Here is an 18,668-nt window from a genome sequence, read left to right on the forward strand (position 1 = left end):
GCCATAAAAACGGATCGGCCGGTCAGCACCCTTCAGTTCCTGACGTCAATCAGTTTTCGCCGTTCAGAACCTAACTGCTACCGAATCAAGGCCGTATTCAGGTAACGGCGGCAAGCGGATCATAAGCGTCCCCGGCGACCTTCACTCCGGTGGCACACACGCTTACAGCCGACGCAAAGCTCATCGGAACAGGTCAGTGCGAGAGCGCGCAGGCGCTTGCGCCCGTTAAGTGCCGCACTCGATCACCGCCAGAGTTACCTACGCGCCGCCCCGTCGCGAACGTTCAGACCAGAACGCCAGCAAGGTCCAGTCGAACCCGACGCAGCCTGGCGGACCCCACAGTCAATTGAGGCCTGACCTAAAAACAACCCAAGGGTCTTTTGGGAAATGTACAGGGTGGGCGCGAAGCGACCCGGTTCAAACCGCTGCCAACGTGTGGTTTCGACATCGGAGCGTCCACGAGCGCCAAAGCGCAGAGAATGCGCGCTGAATCGCTGTCGGCGCGTATTTCAAAACCTGCTCCAGGTGGCGAACCTATTCCCACCGCAATCGGCGTCAAGGACACCGAGGACAAAGCCGGAAACGCTTCGAACTGAAGTATTTCCTTATAATCTCAGGGAAGGTATCCGCGGCGACGCCCTCAAACGTCACCTGCAAAACTACCAACCCAAGAAAACGTAATGCCATGCCGAATTTACCATGCACCCTCCCTACGCGGCCTCCAGCTTCGCGTCAGCGAGGGGCAGGCCATGCACAAGCTGGTGAATAAAACGGAGCTTCTCCGCAATCACTGGCGTAATTACGAACGGATAAAGATCCGCCTGCCCCATCGACCGATTGAGCGCGTTGACAACGACAGTCAGCGGCAACCACGCTTTAAGGATTTCGTCAAAAGACCCCGCGGAATACGGATCAAAATTGAAATGACGCTCCAGGCCATCGCCTTCGGGCGTGGTGGTGTCGACTACAAGACCAAAAGCCATCGCGGTCTGCAATGTATCGACAATATGCAGGTAATGCGCCCACGTTTCCGCAAAATCTTCCCACGGATGAGTCGTGGCGTAAGAGCTGACATATGTCGCCTGCCACCCGACAGGCGGTCCATTTTCATAATGAACGGTCAGAGCGGCGCCGTAATCCTGGGAGTCGTCGCCAAACACGGCGCGACACGCCTCAAGCTGTCCGGCGTCCCGCACGAGAACGTTCCAGTAGTAATGGCCGATTTCATGACGGAAATGCCCGAGCACCGTGCGGTAGTACTCGCCCATTTCAAGACGCATCTTTTCACGTTCTGCATCATTCGCTTCTCGTAGCGCGACGGTAATGACGCCCTCGTCATGGCCCGTCATCACTTTCTGGCCATCCTCGCCGCCTAGCGGATCGTCCATAAAGTCAAAAGTCAAACCACCGTCCGCAGCTTCGACAGATTTTTTAATCGGCAGTTTCAACAGAAGCAGGCTGTAGATCAGATAGTGCTTGGCCGCTTCAAGCTTGCGCCACAACTCAAGATTTCCCTCGACCGTCAGATCGGGAATAACCCTGTTGAACGCGCAGGCGACGCAAAACTGGTCTTCAGTTCCGGCGGGCACCAACCAGTTGCACGCGTCCTGCTCCGCATTGACGCAAAACATGCGGGGCGCCGACGCGTCCCCGCCGGCCGGCAACCATCCTCCCACGCCGACCCCACCCTCGCCGTCAGCGGGGTCCAGCGCGATAAGCGTCGCTCCTTCGCTGCAATAACCGACGCGACGCGAACACCGCTCGCACCGGACATTCTCAAAGAACAACATCTGCCCGCACGCCTGGCAGCAAAACAACTTCATGACCGTCTGGCTCCGGATCCCGCTAAGGCCCTAACAACGTGACAGTCAGTGCGGTCGTTTCCTGTCAGCCGTCATTTTTCACGGCTCCGTTGAGACGCCGTTCAGAAACGGCGCAGATCCAGCGTGCGCGGCTGCTCCAAAGACCGTTCCTGACGCGGCGGCGCCATAGGTCCGACCGTGTGACCTATCGGGAAGAACCGCGTGCGGCGGCGCGCTTCCGCCTCGTTCGCGTTGACCGGGCGGGTGTCGTAACTACGGCCGCCCGGATGAACGACGTGATAGGTAAGCCCGCCGACGCTCCTCCCCGTCCATGTGTCGTAGATGTCGAACATAAGGGGCGTTTCGACCCCGATCGTCGGATGTAACGAACTGGGGGGATTCCACGCCTTGAAACGCACGGCGCCGACGTATTCGCCCTGCCTCTGCGTCGCAGTGACCGGCACGGCGACGCCATTGCAGACCAGAACATAGCGTTCGCTGACCCAACCGCTGACCCGCGCCTGCACGCGCTCAACGGAGCTGTCGACATACCGCGCCGTGCCGCCAGCCGCAGGTTCTTCTGCAAGCGTGTTCCACGGCTCCAGCGCATGGCGAAGCTCAAGCGTGATCCCCAGTTCGCTGATATTTCCGATCTCCGGGAAGCGGAATTCGAAATGCGGCGCGAACCAGTCCGCGTCGAGCGGCGCGCCCAGTTGCGCCAGTTCCGCAATCGCGTCGCGGAAATCCTGCTCCACATAATGCGGCAACATGAAATCGTCGTGCAGGCGCGTTCCCCAGCGAACCAGACGACGCTCGTACGGGGTCTTCCAGAACGCCGCGACGCAAGCACGCATCAGCAGGCTCTGCGCCGCCGCCATCCGGTGATGCGGAGGCATCTCGAATGCGCGATATTCCACAAGCCCCAGCCGCCCCGACGAGCTTTCCGGCGCATACAGCTTGTCGATGCAGAACTCGGTTCGGTGCGTGTTGCCGGTCATATCGGCGAACAGGTTGCGGAACAGCCGATCGGTTAGCCACGGCGGCGTGAAGGTCTGCCGGTTCACCTGCCGGAACGCGATCTCAAGCTCATACAGCGCGTCCTGCCGCGCCTCGTCAATGCGCGGATGCTGGGAGCTTGGCCCAATGAACAAACCGCTGAACAGGTAGGACAGCGACGGGTGATTGTGCCAGAATCCGACCAGCGACCGCAGCAGGTCTGGACGGCGCAGGAAAGGACTATCCTCCGGTCTCGTCGCGCCCATCACCACGTGGTTGCCGCCGCCTGTTCCGACGTGACGGCCGTCGAGGAGGAATTTTTCGGCGATCAGGCCGACGCCGCGCGCCTCGTCGTAAAGCTGGCGGCTGCGTTCCTCATGCTCCGCCCAACTCGCCGCCGGATGCACGTTGACCTCGATTACGCCAGGGTCCGGCGTGATCGAGAACGACTTGACCCGTGGATCGCGCGGCGGCGCATAGCCCTCCAGCACAACCTTGCGACCGAATTCGTTCGCCGTCGCTTCGACCTGTGCGCACAGATCCAGCCAGTCCTCGATCGCATACAGCGGCGGAAAGAATACATGAAGGATTCCACCTCGCGCCTCGACAGTCAGCGCAGTACGGACAACGTCCGGCTCTTCCCGATTGATCTCCAGAAGGTGCTCGCCCAGCGCCGTCGCCGTACTGATGCGCCAGGGCTTGCCAACGGGATAGGGCGGTAACGCCGGAAGATCTGACAGCATAGGCTCGGGACGTTGCGGTCCCTCGTGGAAAGCCCCTTGCGAGCCAATACGATCAGGCGCGCTCGCCCTGTATGCGGTCGGCGCATAACGAACGGCTGCCGGATGCGGCGGGAGGGGAGATTTCGCCGCGAACGGATCAGGCTCGAACTGTTGCTCGATGTTCTCCGCGTCGGCCCAGGGCAGACTGTGCAGCGGCAGGCGGAAACCGATCGATGAGTCGCCCGGGATCAGGAAAATGGTGTCGTCGCGCAGGAACCAGCGCCCCGACCGCCAACGCCGCACGCCGTCGCGCACTTCAACCCGCAGCGGCAACACCGAACCGGATTCCCGCGACAGCCCACGCCCGAACACCCGCGCAAGACGCTCGCGCTCCAGTGGGTCGTTCAGCTTCGACCCCTCGGCGAGCACGTTTGCGGGCAGCCGATGCTCTTTCCACAGATAGTAATGAACGTCCTCGTACGCAGGGGTCACAAGTTCCTCGTCAACGCCAAGACGCTGCGCGAGCGAGCGGGCGAAACGCCGTGCGTCATGTTCCGTCGCGTCGTCCGTATCGTCGTCGGACGCAAGGAGCGCACGGTCGAGCCACACCGGCTCCCCGTCCACGCGCCAGTAGCAGCTCAGCGCCCATCGGGGCAGCTGTTCACCCGGATAATGCTTGCCGAACAACGTCATATAGGCCGCGCCGGGCGACCAGAGCGGCATCAGTTTATGCAGAAGTCGCTGCGCGTAAGCCCGCTTGGTCGGGCCCAGCGCCTCGATATTCCACTCCGGCGCATCCATGTCGGCGGCGGCGATGAACGTCGGCTCCCCGCCCATCGTCAGACGCACGTCGCCAGCCTCAAGCTGCGCATCGACCGCTTCGCCGGCGGCAAGGATGTCGCGCCACGTTCCGTCGGCGTAAGGCATCGTCGTGCGCGGCGTTTCGGCCACGCGCGTCACGAACATCTCGAACCCGAATTCGGTCTCGCACTTCTCCACGCCGCCGGAAATCGGCGCAGCGGAACTTGGCTCCGGCGTCGCGGCGAGCGGAATATGTCCCTCGCCCGCCAGCATTCCCGATGTCGCGTCCAAACCGACCCAGCCGGCGCCGGGCAGATATACCTCCGCCCACGCATGAAGGTCGGTGAAGTCCGCCTCCGGGCCGCTCGGGCCTTCCACAGGCTTTTCGTCGGCGGCGAGCTGTATCAGATACCCCGACACAAACCGGGCCGCGTAACCAAGGTGACGCAGCAACTGCACCAGCAGCCACGCGCTGTCGCGGCACGAACCGCGCCCCTCGCCAAGCGTCTCCTCCGGCGTCCAGACGCCGGGCTCCATGCGCACGACATAAGAAATGCGTCGCTGAATCGCCTGGTTCAGTTCGACCAGCATATCCACCGTCCGGCGCGGCTCGCGCGATACGCCGTCAAGCAAGACGCTCAACAGCGGGCCGAGAGGCTCGGTCCGGCGATACGGCGCAAGTTCCTGATCCAGCACGTGGTCGTATGTGAACGGCCACTGCTCCGCATCCGGTTCAAGGAAGAAGTCGAACGGATTGACCGTCGCCATGTCGGCGACAAGGTCGACGCTGACATGGAAATGGTCGACGCGCTCCGGGAACACGACGCGGGCCTGCCAGTTGCCGGACGGGTCCTGCATCCAGTTGATAAAATGCGGTTCCGGCTCGATCTTGAGCGCGTAGGACACGATATTCGTGCGGGCGTGCGCCGCAGGACGCAGACGGATGACCTGCGGGCCGAGCGTCACCGGCCGGTCGTAATCGTAGGTGGTCTTGTGCGTCAGGGCGACGTGTAGCGTCATAGTCATCTTTCCAGAGCTTGGCTTTCTGGATTTAAGCCCAGCGCGGCGAGGACCGACAGACCCATTTTTATTACGCAATGAGAAAATTTTGACGCAGTCTCCCGTGTCGACGCGCAACGCCCGATCTCGAGAACGCTGCCGCCAAAGGATACGCCCCGTGATTTTCCCCCTTCATCTCTCCCGTTCGTCATGATCCCACCTGAGGCGTCCGCCACAAATCACGACTTTTCAGCATGGACCTGCATACGGCTCTCACCGCGCCTCACTATCCACGCAAACGGGAAGCAACCGGTCCTGCCGCCGGAGACGGAAGCCTGCGTCACGGGAATATGGGACGACGCCCGTCGCGTACGACCCACGCTGTTCAACGGGCGCATCTTCTGCGCCGACGCCATCTCCACCGACCGGATAGACGGACACTGGACTGAATATCGTCGTGCGTTCGCCCAGATCCGACGCCCCGGCTTGTTTGGGTCTCGCCCACTTCGGCAACTCGCCGTCTGCGGCGTTCTGTTCTGCCCCGAAGGACTGGTGCTGGCGCGACGTCAACGCGACGCGGCGTATCTCGGCGGGCTCTGGCAATCTCCGCCCGCGGGAACGGTCGAAGCCCGAGCGAGCGCTGCTGCAGACTCACCCACCGATATCAACCTCGCTGCACAAATTCTGGCGGAAGCCGAAGAAGAGCTGGGGTTGGCGGCGGAGAATCTGACGGTCGGCGCGCCTGTCGTCGCGGTGACTCACGCCAAGACCGAAATCGTCGATATCTGCGTCTCGCTCACCACCGCCCTGCCCTTCGCCGAGATCGAATCGCTATGGCGACAGTCCGGCGACAGGGAATACGAACAAATGACTGTTGTCGCCGAGGCAGGACGCTCTGATTGGCTCAGCCGACCGGATTTGATCGCCACGACCCGCCTCGCCGTTGAAATGATGACACAATAAAAATTCGACCACTGCGACACAAACATTACATTTTATCGACGAAAATTCCGTACGGAAAATCCTTCGACGACGGCCGCAAAGCCGCGCTCAGCCTACTCGGCAGGCGATCAGCAACATGCGCCCACCGCATGACAGGGGCGCGTTTTTTAATTTACTTAAGATGAACATTGAGTCACATTCGCACCACATGATCTTCCGGGGAAAACATCATGATCGCCTGGGTCGCTCGTCAATTTTCCAATGGTCTGGTCGCTGTTTTGCTGGCGGCGCACACACATTCGCAGGAATCGACAGGTACCGGCTCCCCGCGTCTCTGATTACCCGCCGTCACCCCCAAATTCCTGTGCCGTCCTGTCTGGGGCACGCGGTCGCTGATCTTCGCCCCAACTAAAGCCCTACCCAGATCGCGCCGAGCAGCAGCAACGCGCCCACCACGACAAGCACGACCATCCCCATCGCCTCTCCCGGCATAACGTCGGGCGCGGCGATAGCGAACCGGGCCGCAAGTCCCATAGTGACCAGCCCAATAACGATGATGATCACCCGCATCGTTATTCGTTGCGCCAGAGCGGCTCTCCAGTTGTCGCGCATCCAAATCCCCCACTCCGCGCCATCAGCGCCATAAGCTCGTGTTTTCGCAATAACAAAATTACCGGACACGGCAAGGAGCGGCGGCGTCCTTACGGCTTTCGACGATCTGCGTCTTCCGTTTCACGGATAATCGAAACGTCTGCCCGAACCTGTCTTTCCGTAGCCCCGTTCGCATCTCTATAAGCGCTTATGCTCAAGGGTTTTCTTACTGTCGGCGGCTGGACGATGCTCAGCCGTATTCTCGGCCTCGTGCGCGACCAGCTTCTCGCCGCCTTCATGGGCGCCGGTCCCATGCAGGACGCGTATCAGGTGGCGTTCAGACTGCCGAACATGTTCCGCCGCCTGTTCGGAGAAGGCGCGTTCAATGCGGCGTTCGTCCCCCTGTTCTCCTCGGCGCTCGCAACCGAAGGCGACGGCGCAGCGCGCACGCTCGCACGGCAGGCTTTCGGCGTGCTGCTGACCTGGCTGATCTTCCTTTGCATCCTCGGCGAGATCTTCATGCCGCAGGTGCTGCGGGTCATCGCCCCCGGCTTCACCGAGACCGGCTCCCGATACGATATGGCCGTAACGCTCAGCCGCATCACTTTCCCTTATCTGGTCCTGATCTGCGCAGCGGCTCTGGTTTCGGGCGTGCTGAACGGCCTGCACCGCTTCAGCGCCGCCGCTGCGGCCTACCTCGCTTTCAACGTGGTCGGCATCGCCGCCGTGCTGTTCGCCACACCCTTCCTGCCCAGCGTCGCGCACGCTGCGGCGTGGGGCGTCACCGTCTCCGGCGTGGCGCAGCTAGGACTGCTGATGATCGCCGCGAGGCGAGCCGGTTTCGATCTGACGCCACTGCCGCCGCGCATCACGCCGCAACTGCGCCTTCTGGGGCGACGCATGGCCCCCGGTCTCATCGGCAGCGGCGTCACGCAGATCAATCTGACGATCGACACCATTATCGGTACCCTCCTGCCTGCTGGCAGCGTCTCGCTGATGTATTTCGCCGACCGTCTCAACCAGTTGCCGCTGGGCGTGCTGGGCGCCGCCGCCGGGACTACGCTGCTGCCGGTGCTGACCCGGCATCTCGCCGCAGGAGAGGAGGACACCGCGCACGCCGTCCAGAACAGCGCCATCGATTACGTGCTGTTGCTGACGCTGCCCGCCACCGCCGGGCTTCTCGCCCTGGCCACGCCGATCATGCAGTTTCTCTTCGCCCACGGGTCGTTCAGCCTCTCCGACGCCGCGCTGTCCGCACAGTCCCTGCGCGCTTACGCGCTTGGCCTGCCCGCCTTCGTGATGGCGAAGGTTCTGGCCCCAGCGTTCTTCGCGCGCGGCGATACGTCCACGCCGGTCAAGATCGGGTTCTTCACCCTGATGATAAACCTGATGTTCAACCTTCTGTTGATGCGTCCCCTCGCGCATGTCGGGCCGCCTCTGGCCAGTTCGCTCGCCGCCATCGTGAATGTCGCCGCGCTGACATTGCTGCTGCTGAAGCGCGATGCTTTACGCTTCGACCGTAAGCTGACGAAACGGGTCGCGCTGATGGCGGGCGCGGCGATCGCCATGGCGGCGATACTCTGCGCGGCGCAGGCCATGCTCACCATCCCTGCGTCGCATCGGACGCTTTGGCTGGGCGTCACGCTCGGGATCGAGGTGCCGCTCGGCGCAGCGTTCTATCTTGGCGTGTTACACGCGCTCAGGGTGCTCGACCTCGCCAGCGCCTTGGACGGCGTCCGGCGCCGTCTTGCCCGTCGGGCCAATCGTCAAAAATGACGCGCACCGCCGACAGCGCTCCACCGAGCACGTCTGCTCTGGCGACGATCTCTTTCGTCACCATGCTCGGCATGGGGACGATGGGCATATCGTTGCCCATCCTGCCGCCTCAGCTCCATCTCGGATATGGGTACGACCTGACGACGGTCGGCTGGGTCATCGGTCTGGAATCGATCGCCACGCTGATCAGCCGCCCGTGGAGCGGCCGCGTCGCCGACAGGCGCGGCGGCAAGAGCGCGACCTTACTCGGCCTTGGCGTCATGATCCTCTGCGGACTCGCCTACGCCCTGTCCGACTTCACGAATCCCGCGACAGGCGCCGGACGGTCGCTGGCGCTGCTCGCGATCATTGTCGGCCGTGTGTTGATGGGCGTGGGAGAAGGCCTGCTCATCGCCGGGTCCGGCCTCTGGGGCATAGACCGGGCAGGTCCCGGCCGCACAGGGCGCGCCGTTTCATGGGTCGGCCTCGGCATGTTCGCCGGACTCGCCATCGGTTCCGCCGCCGGAGCGGCGATCGATTACGGGCAACCACATGGATTCGCGCTGGCCGCGCTGGCGTCCATGCTCGTGCCCGCGCTGGCGATGGCCATCTGCGCGCCGATTGGCGCAGGTGCGCTCTACCACGATCATGAACCTGTCTCATTGCGGAGCATGATGTCGGCTGTTGCGCTGCCCGGATTTGCGTTGCTCGCCAACGCCTGTGGCTTCGCAGCCGTCACTTCCTTTCTGGCGCTCGACTATACGGCGCAAGGCTGGACGGCGCTCCCGCTCGGGGGGACGGGAACCGGGGTTTTCGGTTTCGGCGCCGGACATGTCTGCGCGCGCGTGCTGTTCTCAGACGTGACCGACCGCATTCGCGGCCCGTGGCTCGCTGTGGCGTGCCTGCTCGTACAGGCGGTCGGTCTGGCGACGATCTGGCAGGCCGGAACGCCGCTGATGGCGCTGATCGGCGCTATCGTCACCGGGTTCGGCTTCTCCATGGTCTATCCCCTGCTGACCGTTCCGGTTTTCTCCGCCGTGCCTGCGCAGAAGCGCGGGACCGCGCTAGGCCTGTTCGACGGTTTCTTCGATGCTGGAGCGGGCGTCGCAGCACTGGCGTCCGGAGTGGTGGCCCACTACCTCGCGCTCCCTCAGGTTTTTCTGGTCGTAAGCGCAACGGCGCTTGCCGGGGTGGCTCCGGTCCTGCTCGTGCCACGCGAACGGTGGCGCCCGGGGTCGCAGGACGCCTCGTAGCGCGCGTTATGCGTGAACGGATTTGCCCGTCGCCAACGGAAATTGCCCGTGCATCGTTGCTTTAACGTGGCGCTCATGGCGCTTCGCAAAACAGGCGCGGTGAGAGCCCCAGCCCGCTTCGTCCGGGGAAGCCGTCACTGCAAAAGAATCAGAACCTCACCCCACCGGATGAATTCATCGGGCAGGGCGCAGAAATTCCACGAAACCAAAAACTGAAGTCATATCTGTGAAGCGGTGCGTAGAGGTACGGTTCCAAGAGCCGACGCTTACGCGTCAGCCGCCCCGCAGCGCCTCGAACAACCGCGCAATCGCTTCCGCTCCCGGATCTGGCGTATCGTCCAGCCGCCCCTCGGGAATGTAAGACGCACGCCCCGCGCCCGCCTTCTTCATTTTTGCCGTCGCATCGGCCCCGCTCCTCGCAGCGCTGACGACACGGTCCCAAGGCCCGTCTTTCTCCAAAACTTCGATCGCCGGAATCAGCGCGTCCAGCATCGTCCGGTCGCCCGCCCCGGCGCCCCCGAGATGCTGCATCGCTGCGAGACCTTCAGCCAGCGCCGCCTGCCAGCGTTCCTGCCCGCTGCGTCCGGCCGCCGCGAACATGATAGACAGCAGCACCCCACTCGACCCTCCCGCGTGTCGGGACAGCAGCCGCCCCAGCGTCTGCATCAGGGCGAAAGGATCGTTCAGCGGCAGGCGGTCCAGCGCCCCGTCGATGACGCGCGCAGTCTCTGCGAAGGTCGATCCAGCGTCGCCGTCACCAACCTTGGCGTCCAGTCCGTTGAGATAGTCCTCATTTTCCAGCAACGCCTTGACCCCACGCGTCACCGCCTCCCTGACCGCTGCATTGTCTGAGGGCGCCGCCGCGAAGACCTCAGGCAAGGTCGGCAACGGCGTCACGAAAGGCTCGCGCCACGATGCGACCCCGGTCCATGCTTCCGGCCCAACCTCGCTTTCCAGCGCAGCCTCAATCTCGGTGCTCAACTCAAGAACGGACAGCGAAAATCCGTTCATGTCGAGAGCCGTCATGAACGGCGCAGGACCGGCGACGAGAGCAATTTTCTTCGCCAGATCCGTGCGGGAGAAGGCGTCAAGCAACAGGGACATTTCGACCACCGGCGTCGCGCCCAGGTTATTCAGCATCAGGGCATAACGTGCGTCGCCTGCAGGCAAAGACGAGACCAATTCGTCCGCCGCCAATCGCATCAACCCATCCGCGTCCGTCAGTCCGATGCGCTGTGCGCCGGGCTCGCCATGAATACCCAGACCGAGCTCCGCCTCATCCGCCTTCAGGCGACTTTCATGCGCCTCGTCGTACGCATCGACGTCGCTCAGGGATAACCCGATGGAGCGCGTGCGCGCCGCAACGTCCTTCGCCATAGCCGTCACCTCGGCCAGAGACCCTCCGGCCTCCGCAACGCTGCCCGCCGCCTTATGGACGAAGATCGTGCCCGCAACGCCACGCGCGTGGCGATGCCCGGGTAAGGAGATATCGTCGCCGACCACCACCATCTCGACATTCAGCCCCATGGCGCGCGCCTGTTCCGCCGCAAGCCCGAAGTTAAGACGATCGCCAGTGTAATTCTTAACGACCAGCAGGCACCCGGCCGGTCCCGTCACTGCGATGACGCCTGCAAGAATCGCGTCGACGCCGGGCGAGGCGAACAGCGATCCGCAAACAGCGGCGGTGAGCATGCCGCGCCCGACGAAACCGGCATGCGCCGGTTCGTGGCCGGAGCCGCCGCCGGAAATCACGGCGACCTTGCCATCTTCTTTCTTCCAGTCACGTCGCAGAACGACTTTTATGTCCGGATAACCGTCCAGGCGTGTCAGGTTGCGGCCCGCAGGCGATCGCAGCAGGCCGTCCAAAGCCTCGGTGACAAGCTTCTCGCGGCTGTTGATGAAGCGCTTCATGCCGGAATGTCCTTTCGCGGGAGGCGGTCCCTGATGCTGGCTGCGTCGCCCGCCCGAGACCATAAACGCGTTACCGTCACGCCGTTTCGATCGTCCGTCCACCCCTGCGATCACCGCGCTCCGAAACTCCGCCTACGGGAACTGGCCCCCAGCGCTTCTCGGCGTCGCGCTCAATCATCGGCAGGCGAGTAGAGCTGGCTTCGCAGAAATTCGAAGCTCTCAACAGGAAAAGACTCTGCGTGAGCGACGGAACGCCGCAACTGCCACAGGCGCTCATGGGCGAACACGAGGTTTTCAATGACGCGCCGACGACCGAGCTCCCAACTCATGCCCCTCCGCGCGCTGACATCCTCCGCAAGCGCCAGAAGGCCGCGCGCAGTATCCAGCTCACCAAGATCACAGGCCTGATGGACCGCAGCCAGCAACGTTTCCGCCAGCCGTCGCCGACGCCCGCCATGGTTGCCGCGCCCGTCCGCAGGCCCCGGCGACGCGCCGTCGTCCGACCTTCGCCTGTAGTCCATATCTCTAGCCCCTCGTCGAAATCCGGCGAGGCCCCCGACAAATCCGGCCAAGGCTCGGATAGTCGAAGAAAGGCTAACGCACGATAAAGTGATAGTTGGTCGTGTTCGCTTATCTGAAAAACAGGTCCGGCGCAGCAAAATGGTTGTCATAAATTCATCATCTTACTGTCGTCGCTTTTAAAATCCGATTCTCGTATTCAAGCCCTCGTCTTGGCGCGGGGAGCGAGAATGTCAGACGCAACGATCGACTATCAGAACGCCGCCGGTCCACTGCATCGTCCCGACCTCAACGGGGGCAGAAAACCGCTCGGCGCCGCGATCTTCTTCGGCGTGCTCATCGGCGCGCTCGGCTTCGCCGCATGGAGCGTCCTGCACGACATGAGCGCTGCGGGCGACACCAGCCATCTCGCCGTCGGCACGTTCGTTCTGCTCGGCGTCGCGCTGATCATTGCGCTGGCGTTCGAGTTCGTGAACGGTTTTCATGACACCGCCAACGCCGTCGCCACGGTGATCTACACCAACAGCCTGCCGCCCATGGTCGCGGTCGTCTGGTCGGGCTTGTGGAATTTCCTTGGCGTCGTCACCTCCGCCGGCACGGTCGCCTACAGCATCGTAACCCTGCTGCCTGTCGAACTGATCCTGCAATCGGGCAGCAGCGCCGGTTATGCGATGATCTTCGCGCTGCTGATCGCCGCTATCGTGTGGAACCTCGTCACCTGGGCGTTCGGTATTCCTAACAGCTCGTCGCACGCTCTCGTTGGCTCGATCATGGGCGTCGGCCTTGCCAACCAGTTCGTCTCTCCGGCCGGCGCCGCGACGCAGGGCGTGGACTGGGGACAGGTGCAGAAAGTATTCTCCGCGCTTCTGTTCAGTCCGCTCTGTGGCTTCGTGATGGCGGCGCTTCTGCTGCTCGTCATGAAGATCTGCATCAAGAACAGGGCTCTCTATGATGCGCCCAAGGGCGACCAGCCGCCCCCGACATGGATCCGCGCCCTGCTGATCGGCACCTGCACGGGCGTTTCGTTCTTCCACGGCGGCAATGACGGCCAGAAAGGCATGGGCCTGATCATGCTGATCCTCATCGGCGCCGCGCCGACGGCTTACGCCCTCAACCGCGCGATGCCGGACAGCAGCATGCCCGCCTTCATCCAGACCGCTGACCAGGCCGAAAACGTGTTCCACCTGCATGCCGGAGACGCGCCTGCAGTGGACAACGCCGCCGCGCGTGATCGGGTCGGCGCCGCCTTGCGGGCGAAATCCGTTTCGTCCCCCGACGTCTTCGCCGCCCTGACCACTCTGAGCGGAGATATCTCTCACTCCGTGAAGACCTACGGCTCGATCAAATCCGTGCCTGCGGCCAGCGTGTCGAACGTCCGCACGGACATGTATCTGGTCTCCGACGCGATCCGCGTGATGAAAGACCCCGCCGACTTTTCCGCTGACCAGAAGAAAATCCTGCAATCCTTCATGGGCGAGTTGAACGCCGGCACCCGTTTCATTCCCCTCTGGGTCAAGATCTCCGTCGCCATAGCGCTGGGCCTCGGCACGATGGTCGGCTGGAAGCGCATCGTCGTGACGGTGGGCGAGAAAATCGGCAAAACGCATCTGACCTACGCGCAGGGCGCGGCCGCCGAACTGGTCGCCATGGGCACCATCGGCCTTGCGGAGGGATACGGCCTACCGGTGTCGACCACGCACATCCTCTCGAGCGGCGTCGCGGGCTCCATGGCGGCGAACGGCTCCGGCCTGCAATGGTCCACCCTGCGCGCAATGGCGATGGCGTGGGTCACCACCCTGCCCGCCGCCATGGCGATCTCCGGCTGCCTCTACATCCTGTTCCGACAGGTCTTCTGAGCCAGCCTGGGTCGGCTTGCCCCGGGCGAGCCGACCAAAGCATCTCCGCACCCCGTTTCAACGCGACCCCGGGTGCACAAACGTCGCGTCGACACTATAATCGGTGCGCAACATGTCTCTCGTTCAGACCGAACTCGTCGCCGTCCTCGTCGTCTTTAACGGCGACACGCCCCGCGTGCTCACGCTGGAAGACGGACGCAGCCTGCCTAACGGCCCGCTGAGAACAGACGACCGCTCCCTTCAGGCCAGTCTGCGCGCCGCCGTGGAGCGACAAACGGGCGTCGCGGTCGGGCATCTGGAGCAACTCTACACCTTCGCCGACCACCTCCCAGCTGACGGCGAGCCACGGCGCGTCGCGATTTCCTATCTCGCCCTCACCCGAGTCGGCGCCGAACGCCCGGCCGAACACGCCAACCCCTTCGACGAGGCCGGGTCTCCTGCCGCCTGGCGGGATTGGTACGATTACTTCCCATGGGAAGATCAGGCGTGCCCGCGCGCCGCCCCCGCGGTCGGCGCCCTTCTTCAGCGCCTCGACGACTGGATTACGCGACAGTCGCCCGAAAGGTGGGAAGAACTGCGCCAGCGACGCGATCAGGTCTTTGGCCTGAATGGGGAATCCTGGAACGACGAACTGGTCCTCCAGCGTTATGAACTGCTTTACGAGGCAGGACTTGTCCCTGAAGCGCAGATGGCGGACATCGGCGGCGACGCCTGCGTGACCGGGCTCGCCATGCGCCACGACCATCGCCGCATCCTTGCGACCGCGATTGCGCGGCTTCGCGCGAAAATCCGCTACCGACCGGTCATCTACGAACTGATGCCGGATCAGTTCACGCTGTTCGCACTGCAGCAGGCCGTCGAACGCGTGGCCGGTCGTCACGTCCATAAGCAGAACTTCCGCCGTCAGGTCGCTCATCAGGGACTGATTGAAGAGACTGGCGACGAAAGCCGCGAGGCTGGAGGACGACCTGCACGGCTCTACAGATTTCGCCGGTCGGTGGTCATGGAACGCGTCGTAGCCGGATCGAAGCTGCCGATCGTCCGGGCGCGTTGACGAACAGGCCGCAAGCGCAACGCCAAACGAGCGAGAGGACTCCGGCGAGTTCCGCCATCGCGAACCACGGTAACGCGCAGCGCCTGAGGACACGCGGAGAATATCTGCGGAACATCCAAGGTCAGACGAAGAGCGCGCCAACACGAATATCAGCGATTAACGGCAAGCCCGGGTGGAATCTCACACTGATGTGTGGCGCCGCCATTTCCGGCGGTCGACAGCCGTCAGCATGCCTTCACGCCCGCCACCCCCGCTGCATTAAAGTTTTTTTCTTTTGACTTTCGCCACGCAGGAAGCCCTCCTCACGCCGATCTCGTAGCTCAGGCCACACGAGGCAGGTCTTGCTTCCACCCGATTAATACTCATATTGAGTATTAATCTTTTTCGCCGCCCTTCGGAGGGCTCATGAACCATATACTCAAGCCTCGCCTGGAAGCGCCCTCTCTGGACGCCCTGTATGACCGCGTGAGTGCGTTGATTCCGCCAATGGAATGGGGCGCGTTCGCCGACGACATCGCAGCGATCCAGCGCCTGAAGGCGGAGAAGAACGCCGTCATCCTCGCCCACAATTACCAGACGCCGGAAATTTTCCATTGCGTTGCGGACGTCACGGGAGATTCACTCGCGCTCGCGCGTGAAGCGCAGAATGTCGAGGCCGACGTCATCGTCATGGCGGGTGTGGAGTTCATGGCGGAAACAGCGAAGCTGCTGAACCCGTCCAAAACCGTGCTGATCCCCGACAGCAACGCGGGCTGCTCTCTCGCCGACTCCATCACCGGGCGCGACGTTCGGCTGATGCGCGAACGCTATCCCGGTCTGCCGGTGATCACCTACGTGAACACCTCCGCCGACGTTAAAGCCGAGAGCGACATATGCTGCACCTCCGGCAACGCCGCGCGCATCGTGAAGAGCCTCGGCGTCGACAGGGTCATCATGATCCCCGACGAATTTCTCGCCCGGAATATTGCGAAAGAAACTGGCGTCGACGTCGTTACATGGAAGGGCCATTGCGAAGTCCACGAACGTTTCACGCCCGAGGAAATTCGCCACTGGCGCGACGCCTACCCCGGCCTTGTGGTTCTGGCCCACCCGGAATGCCCTCCGGAAGTCGTGGCCGAAGCCGATTTCTCTGGTTCTACAGCAGGAATGTCCGATTACGTGGCGACTGCGGATGGACGTCGCGTGCTGCTGGTGACCGAGTGCTCGATGAGCGACAACCTCGCCATCCAGCACCCGAAAGTCGAGTTCGTGCGGCCATGCAATCTCTGCCCGCACATGAAGCTGATCACGCTGCCCGCCATCCGTCGCGCTCTTGAAACCATGACGACGGAAGTGACGATTGACCCCGCCGTGGCGGACCGCGCCCGCCTGTCCATCGAGCGTATGCTCGCTGCCTGATGCACGGCATTTCGGAAGAAGACAATGCACTATCCCCTGCCCGACCTGCTGCTTGAGCCCATCGTCCGCGCCGGGCTACTGGAGGACCTCGGTCGCGCGGGGGACATTACCACTGACGCGATCGTTCCCCCGGATGCGATCGCCGCCGCTGCACTGCGCAGCAGACAGGACGGCGTCGTCGCCGGTCTGGACATGGTGCGGCTGTCTTTCAAACTGATTGACCCGACCGTGACCGTAGCGATGCTGGCGCGCGACGGCGACAGGGTGGCGCCGGGCGACACGGTGGCGCGTATTGAAGGCTCAGCGCGTGGCGTTCTGACCGGAGAGCGCGTCGGTCTTAACCTGCTTTCGCATCTGAGCGGCATTGCCACGGCGACCGCGTCCATCGCCCAGGCGATCGCCGGAAGCAAAGCGAAGCTGTGTTGCACGCGCAAGACGACGCCCGGAATGCGCGCGCTACAGAAATATGCGGTAAGGGTCGGCGGCGGCTCGAACCATCGTTTTGGCCTCGACGACGCAGTGCTGATCAAGGACAATCACATCGCCATCGCTGGAAGCGTCGGCGCCGCAATTGACCGCGTGCGTTCGAATGTCGGGCATCTGGTGAAAGTCGAAGTCGAGGTCGACACCCTCGCCCAGCTCGCCGAGGCGCTTGCCACAGGCGGCGTCGACGCCGCTCTTCTGGACAATATGTCGTGCGATACGCTGCGCGAAGCCGTGAACATGATCAACGGCCGGGCGATCGCCGAGGCTTCAGGCGGCATCACGCCCGAGACGGCGCCCGGCATCGCTGCGACCGGCGTGGACCTGATCTCGGTAGGCTGGCTGACGCACAGCGTGCGCGCCATGGATTTCGGGCTCGATTTCGACGCGTAAACGCCGCAGGCCCTGACCAGAGAGATGAAAGACCATGCCGGTAATCGGCGTGTTTACGAATCCGGCTTTAACCGCGCCCGTCCACGGCCAGACGCCCCAAAGCAGGATCGTCCGTGAAGAATCCGTCCAGTCCGAGATCGAGATACCGGCGTAATTCCGCAATCATCCCCGCAGGATTGCGCGCGGTCGGCCCGTCACCATTACGAAGCTGCTTCGGCAAAAACATGTTTTCCGGCCGCGCCGTATAGGAATGCACCAGAAGCCCGGCTTCATGTGCGTCATGTACCAGAGTGCTGGGCACCACCCACGCGCCGTCAGCATCCCGAGGAATGAGATCGGTATTGGACGGCCCGATCACATCCGCAAATGTGCGGATATCCTTCAGCCCTTCCGACGTCATCATATCCCCAAACGTTGTCTTCTTTCCTGCGGCCGCGAGATCGGGAATCTGGTAATTGCGTTCACCCATCAGAAACATAAGACGCGCCTGTGGGTTGATCGCCAGAACCTTCTCCCGAATCGCACGCAGATTGCCCGTTTCGAACGACTGCACCTCCAGCGGCGCCTGTCGCGTATATTCGTGGGCGGCAATCACGCGCAGGAATGCGGCTTCAGGATCGAACCCTAGCGCATGAAAATGCGTGGAATTCTTGATCTCCGGTATCACACCGAAAACTTTTCCCCGGGCGGCGGATTCCGCCGACACGAAATCGATCATTTCCTCAAAAGTCAGAACGTCAAAACGTCCGTCGTAACGGGCGTTGCTTACACGAACCGTCCCCAGACGCTCCTTTGCGCGCAGCGTCTTGAGTTCGGCCAGCGTGAAATCTGTCGTGAACCATCCGGTCTGGTCCCGCCCGTCGATTTTCATCGTACGTTTGCGATTGGCGAACTCCGGGTGAGAGGCCACGTCCGTCGTTTCGGCGATATTGCTTTCATGCCGCACGACCAGCACGCCATCTTTGGTCATGACCAGATCGGGTTCGATAAAATCAGCCCCGTCCGCCATCGCCCGCGCATAGGCCGCCAGCGTATGCTCGGGAAACAGCGCCGACGCGCCACGGTGTGCGAAAATCAGGGGCTTGGGCGCAAGCATCGGCTCCGCCTTTGCGCTACGCCCGACAATGGAAACAGCAGCCGTCGTGGCGGCGAAAGCGAACGTCGATCTGCGCGTAAGCATGTGTACCCTCATC

Annotated in this window: 13 protein-coding genes; 7 read left to right on the forward strand and 6 right to left on the reverse strand. The window is 62.8% G+C overall.

From position 1 onward, the window contains the following. Positions 1–710: 710 nt before the first annotated feature. Both G442_RS0102165 and G442_RS0102170 read right to left on the reverse strand, forming a co-directional pair. A complete protein-coding gene (locus G442_RS0102165) occupies positions 711–1,823 on the reverse strand; it encodes a zinc-binding metallopeptidase family protein (RefSeq protein WP_026396662.1) in 1,113 nt (370 codons plus the stop codon). A gap of 101 nt (positions 1,824–1,924) precedes the next feature. After that, entirely contained in the window at positions 1,925–5,341 is a 3,417-nt protein-coding gene (locus tag G442_RS0102170; protein ID WP_026396663.1) for a transglutaminase family protein, read from the reverse strand. 189 nt (positions 5,342–5,530) lie between these two features. Here G442_RS0102170 and G442_RS0102175 point away from each other — a divergent pair, with 189 nt between their 5' ends. Next, entirely contained in the window at positions 5,531–6,283 is a 753-nt protein-coding gene (locus G442_RS0102175) for a hypothetical protein (RefSeq protein ID WP_026396664.1), read from the forward strand. 387 nt (positions 6,284–6,670) lie between these two features. Here G442_RS0102175 and G442_RS24825 read toward each other — a convergent pair whose 3' ends face one another. Further along, positions 6,671–6,874 (reverse strand): hypothetical protein, encoded by a 204-nt coding sequence (locus G442_RS24825; protein WP_146882096.1) that lies wholly within the window; start codon positions 6,872–6,874, stop codon positions 6,671–6,673. Positions 6,875–7,063: 189 nt separating this feature from the next. Here G442_RS24825 and murJ point away from each other — a divergent pair, with 189 nt between their 5' ends. Together murJ and G442_RS20490 are read left to right on the forward strand one after the other, a co-directional pair. After that, positions 7,064–8,629 carry a murein biosynthesis integral membrane protein MurJ gene (murJ, locus tag G442_RS0102190; protein ID WP_026396665.1) on the forward strand — a complete coding sequence of 522 codons (1,566 nt, stop codon included), beginning with the start codon at positions 7,064–7,066 and terminating at the stop codon, positions 8,627–8,629. Next, positions 8,626–9,861, forward strand: a complete 1,236-nt coding sequence (locus G442_RS20490; protein ID WP_051291820.1) for an MFS transporter — start codon at positions 8,626–8,628, stop codon at positions 9,859–9,861. The genes murJ and G442_RS20490 overlap by 4 nt, the downstream gene beginning before the upstream one ends. 273 nt (positions 9,862–10,134) lie before the next feature. Here G442_RS20490 and G442_RS0102200 read toward each other — a convergent pair whose 3' ends face one another. After that, a complete protein-coding gene (locus G442_RS0102200) occupies positions 10,135–11,772 on the reverse strand; it encodes a dihydroxyacetone kinase subunit DhaK (protein ID WP_026396666.1) in 1,638 nt (545 codons plus the stop codon). A 170-nt stretch (positions 11,773–11,942) separates the two neighbouring features. Beyond that, positions 11,943–12,293 carry a hypothetical protein gene (locus tag G442_RS20495; RefSeq protein ID WP_051291821.1) on the reverse strand — a complete coding sequence of 117 codons (351 nt, stop codon included), beginning with the start codon at positions 12,291–12,293 and terminating at the stop codon, positions 11,943–11,945. 228 nt (positions 12,294–12,521) lie between these two features. On the opposite strand from G442_RS20495, the gene G442_RS0102210 reads away from it, so the two are divergent. From G442_RS0102210 to nadC, 4 genes are all read left to right on the forward strand, one after another. Beyond that, on the forward strand, positions 12,522–14,147 hold the full coding sequence (locus tag G442_RS0102210; RefSeq protein ID WP_026396667.1) for an inorganic phosphate transporter: 1,626 nt from the start codon (positions 12,522–12,524) through the stop codon (positions 14,145–14,147). Between the two features lie 112 nt (positions 14,148–14,259). Beyond that, positions 14,260–15,201 carry an NUDIX hydrolase gene (locus tag G442_RS0102215; RefSeq protein WP_026396668.1) on the forward strand — a complete coding sequence of 314 codons (942 nt, stop codon included), beginning with the start codon at positions 14,260–14,262 and terminating at the stop codon, positions 15,199–15,201. A 405-nt stretch (positions 15,202–15,606) separates the two neighbouring features. After that, positions 15,607–16,599, forward strand: coding sequence for a quinolinate synthase NadA (gene nadA, locus G442_RS0102220; RefSeq protein WP_026396669.1), 993 nt, complete (start codon positions 15,607–15,609; stop codon positions 16,597–16,599). A gap of 24 nt (positions 16,600–16,623) precedes the next feature. Further along, the gene (nadC, locus tag G442_RS0102225; protein WP_026396670.1) at positions 16,624–17,475 is read left to right on the forward strand and encodes a carboxylating nicotinate-nucleotide diphosphorylase; all 852 of its coding nucleotides are present in this window, start codon (positions 16,624–16,626) and stop codon (positions 17,473–17,475) included. A 67-nt stretch (positions 17,476–17,542) separates the two neighbouring features. Here nadC and G442_RS0102230 read toward each other — a convergent pair whose 3' ends face one another. Beyond that, complete coding sequence (locus G442_RS0102230) at positions 17,543–18,655, reverse strand: glycerophosphodiester phosphodiesterase family protein (RefSeq protein ID WP_026396671.1); 1,113 nt, start codon at positions 18,653–18,655, stop codon at positions 17,543–17,545. Between the last annotated feature and the right edge of the window lie 13 nt (positions 18,656–18,668).

It is taken from the genome of Acetobacter nitrogenifigens DSM 23921 = NBRC 105050, assembly GCF_000429165.1.
Classification (GTDB): domain Bacteria; phylum Pseudomonadota; class Alphaproteobacteria; order Acetobacterales; family Acetobacteraceae; genus Acetobacter; species Acetobacter nitrogenifigens.

What these genes read in the sequence shown, in the direction of transcription:
- G442_RS24825 (WP_146882096.1), bottom strand. Translation starts at nt 6,874, where the DNA reads ATGCGCGACAACTGGAGAGCCGCTCTGGCGCAACGAATAACGATGCGG.
- G442_RS0102175 (WP_026396664.1), top strand. Translation starts at nt 5,531, where the DNA reads ATGATCCCACCTGAGGCGTCCGCCACAAATCACGACTTTTCAGCATGG.
- G442_RS0102170 (WP_026396663.1), bottom strand. Translation starts at nt 5,341, where the DNA reads ATGACGCTACACGTCGCCCTGACGCACAAGACCACCTACGATTACGAC.
- G442_RS20495 (WP_051291821.1), bottom strand. Translation starts at nt 12,293, where the DNA reads ATGGACTACAGGCGAAGGTCGGACGACGGCGCGTCGCCGGGGCCTGCG.
- G442_RS0102210 (WP_026396667.1), top strand. Translation starts at nt 12,522, where the DNA reads ATGTCAGACGCAACGATCGACTATCAGAACGCCGCCGGTCCACTGCAT.
- G442_RS0102230 (WP_026396671.1), bottom strand. Translation starts at nt 18,655, where the DNA reads ATGCTTACGCGCAGATCGACGTTCGCTTTCGCCGCCACGACGGCTGCT.
- nadC (WP_026396670.1), top strand. Translation starts at nt 16,624, where the DNA reads ATGCACTATCCCCTGCCCGACCTGCTGCTTGAGCCCATCGTCCGCGCC.
- nadA (WP_026396669.1), top strand. Translation starts at nt 15,607, where the DNA reads ATGAACCATATACTCAAGCCTCGCCTGGAAGCGCCCTCTCTGGACGCC.
- G442_RS0102215 (WP_026396668.1), top strand. Translation starts at nt 14,260, where the DNA reads ATGTCTCTCGTTCAGACCGAACTCGTCGCCGTCCTCGTCGTCTTTAAC.
- G442_RS0102165 (WP_026396662.1), bottom strand. Translation starts at nt 1,823, where the DNA reads ATGAAGTTGTTTTGCTGCCAGGCGTGCGGGCAGATGTTGTTCTTTGAG.
- G442_RS20490 (WP_051291820.1), top strand. Translation starts at nt 8,626, where the DNA reads ATGACGCGCACCGCCGACAGCGCTCCACCGAGCACGTCTGCTCTGGCG.
- G442_RS0102200 (WP_026396666.1), bottom strand. Translation starts at nt 11,772, where the DNA reads ATGAAGCGCTTCATCAACAGCCGCGAGAAGCTTGTCACCGAGGCTTTG.
- murJ (WP_026396665.1), top strand. Translation starts at nt 7,064, where the DNA reads ATGCTCAAGGGTTTTCTTACTGTCGGCGGCTGGACGATGCTCAGCCGT.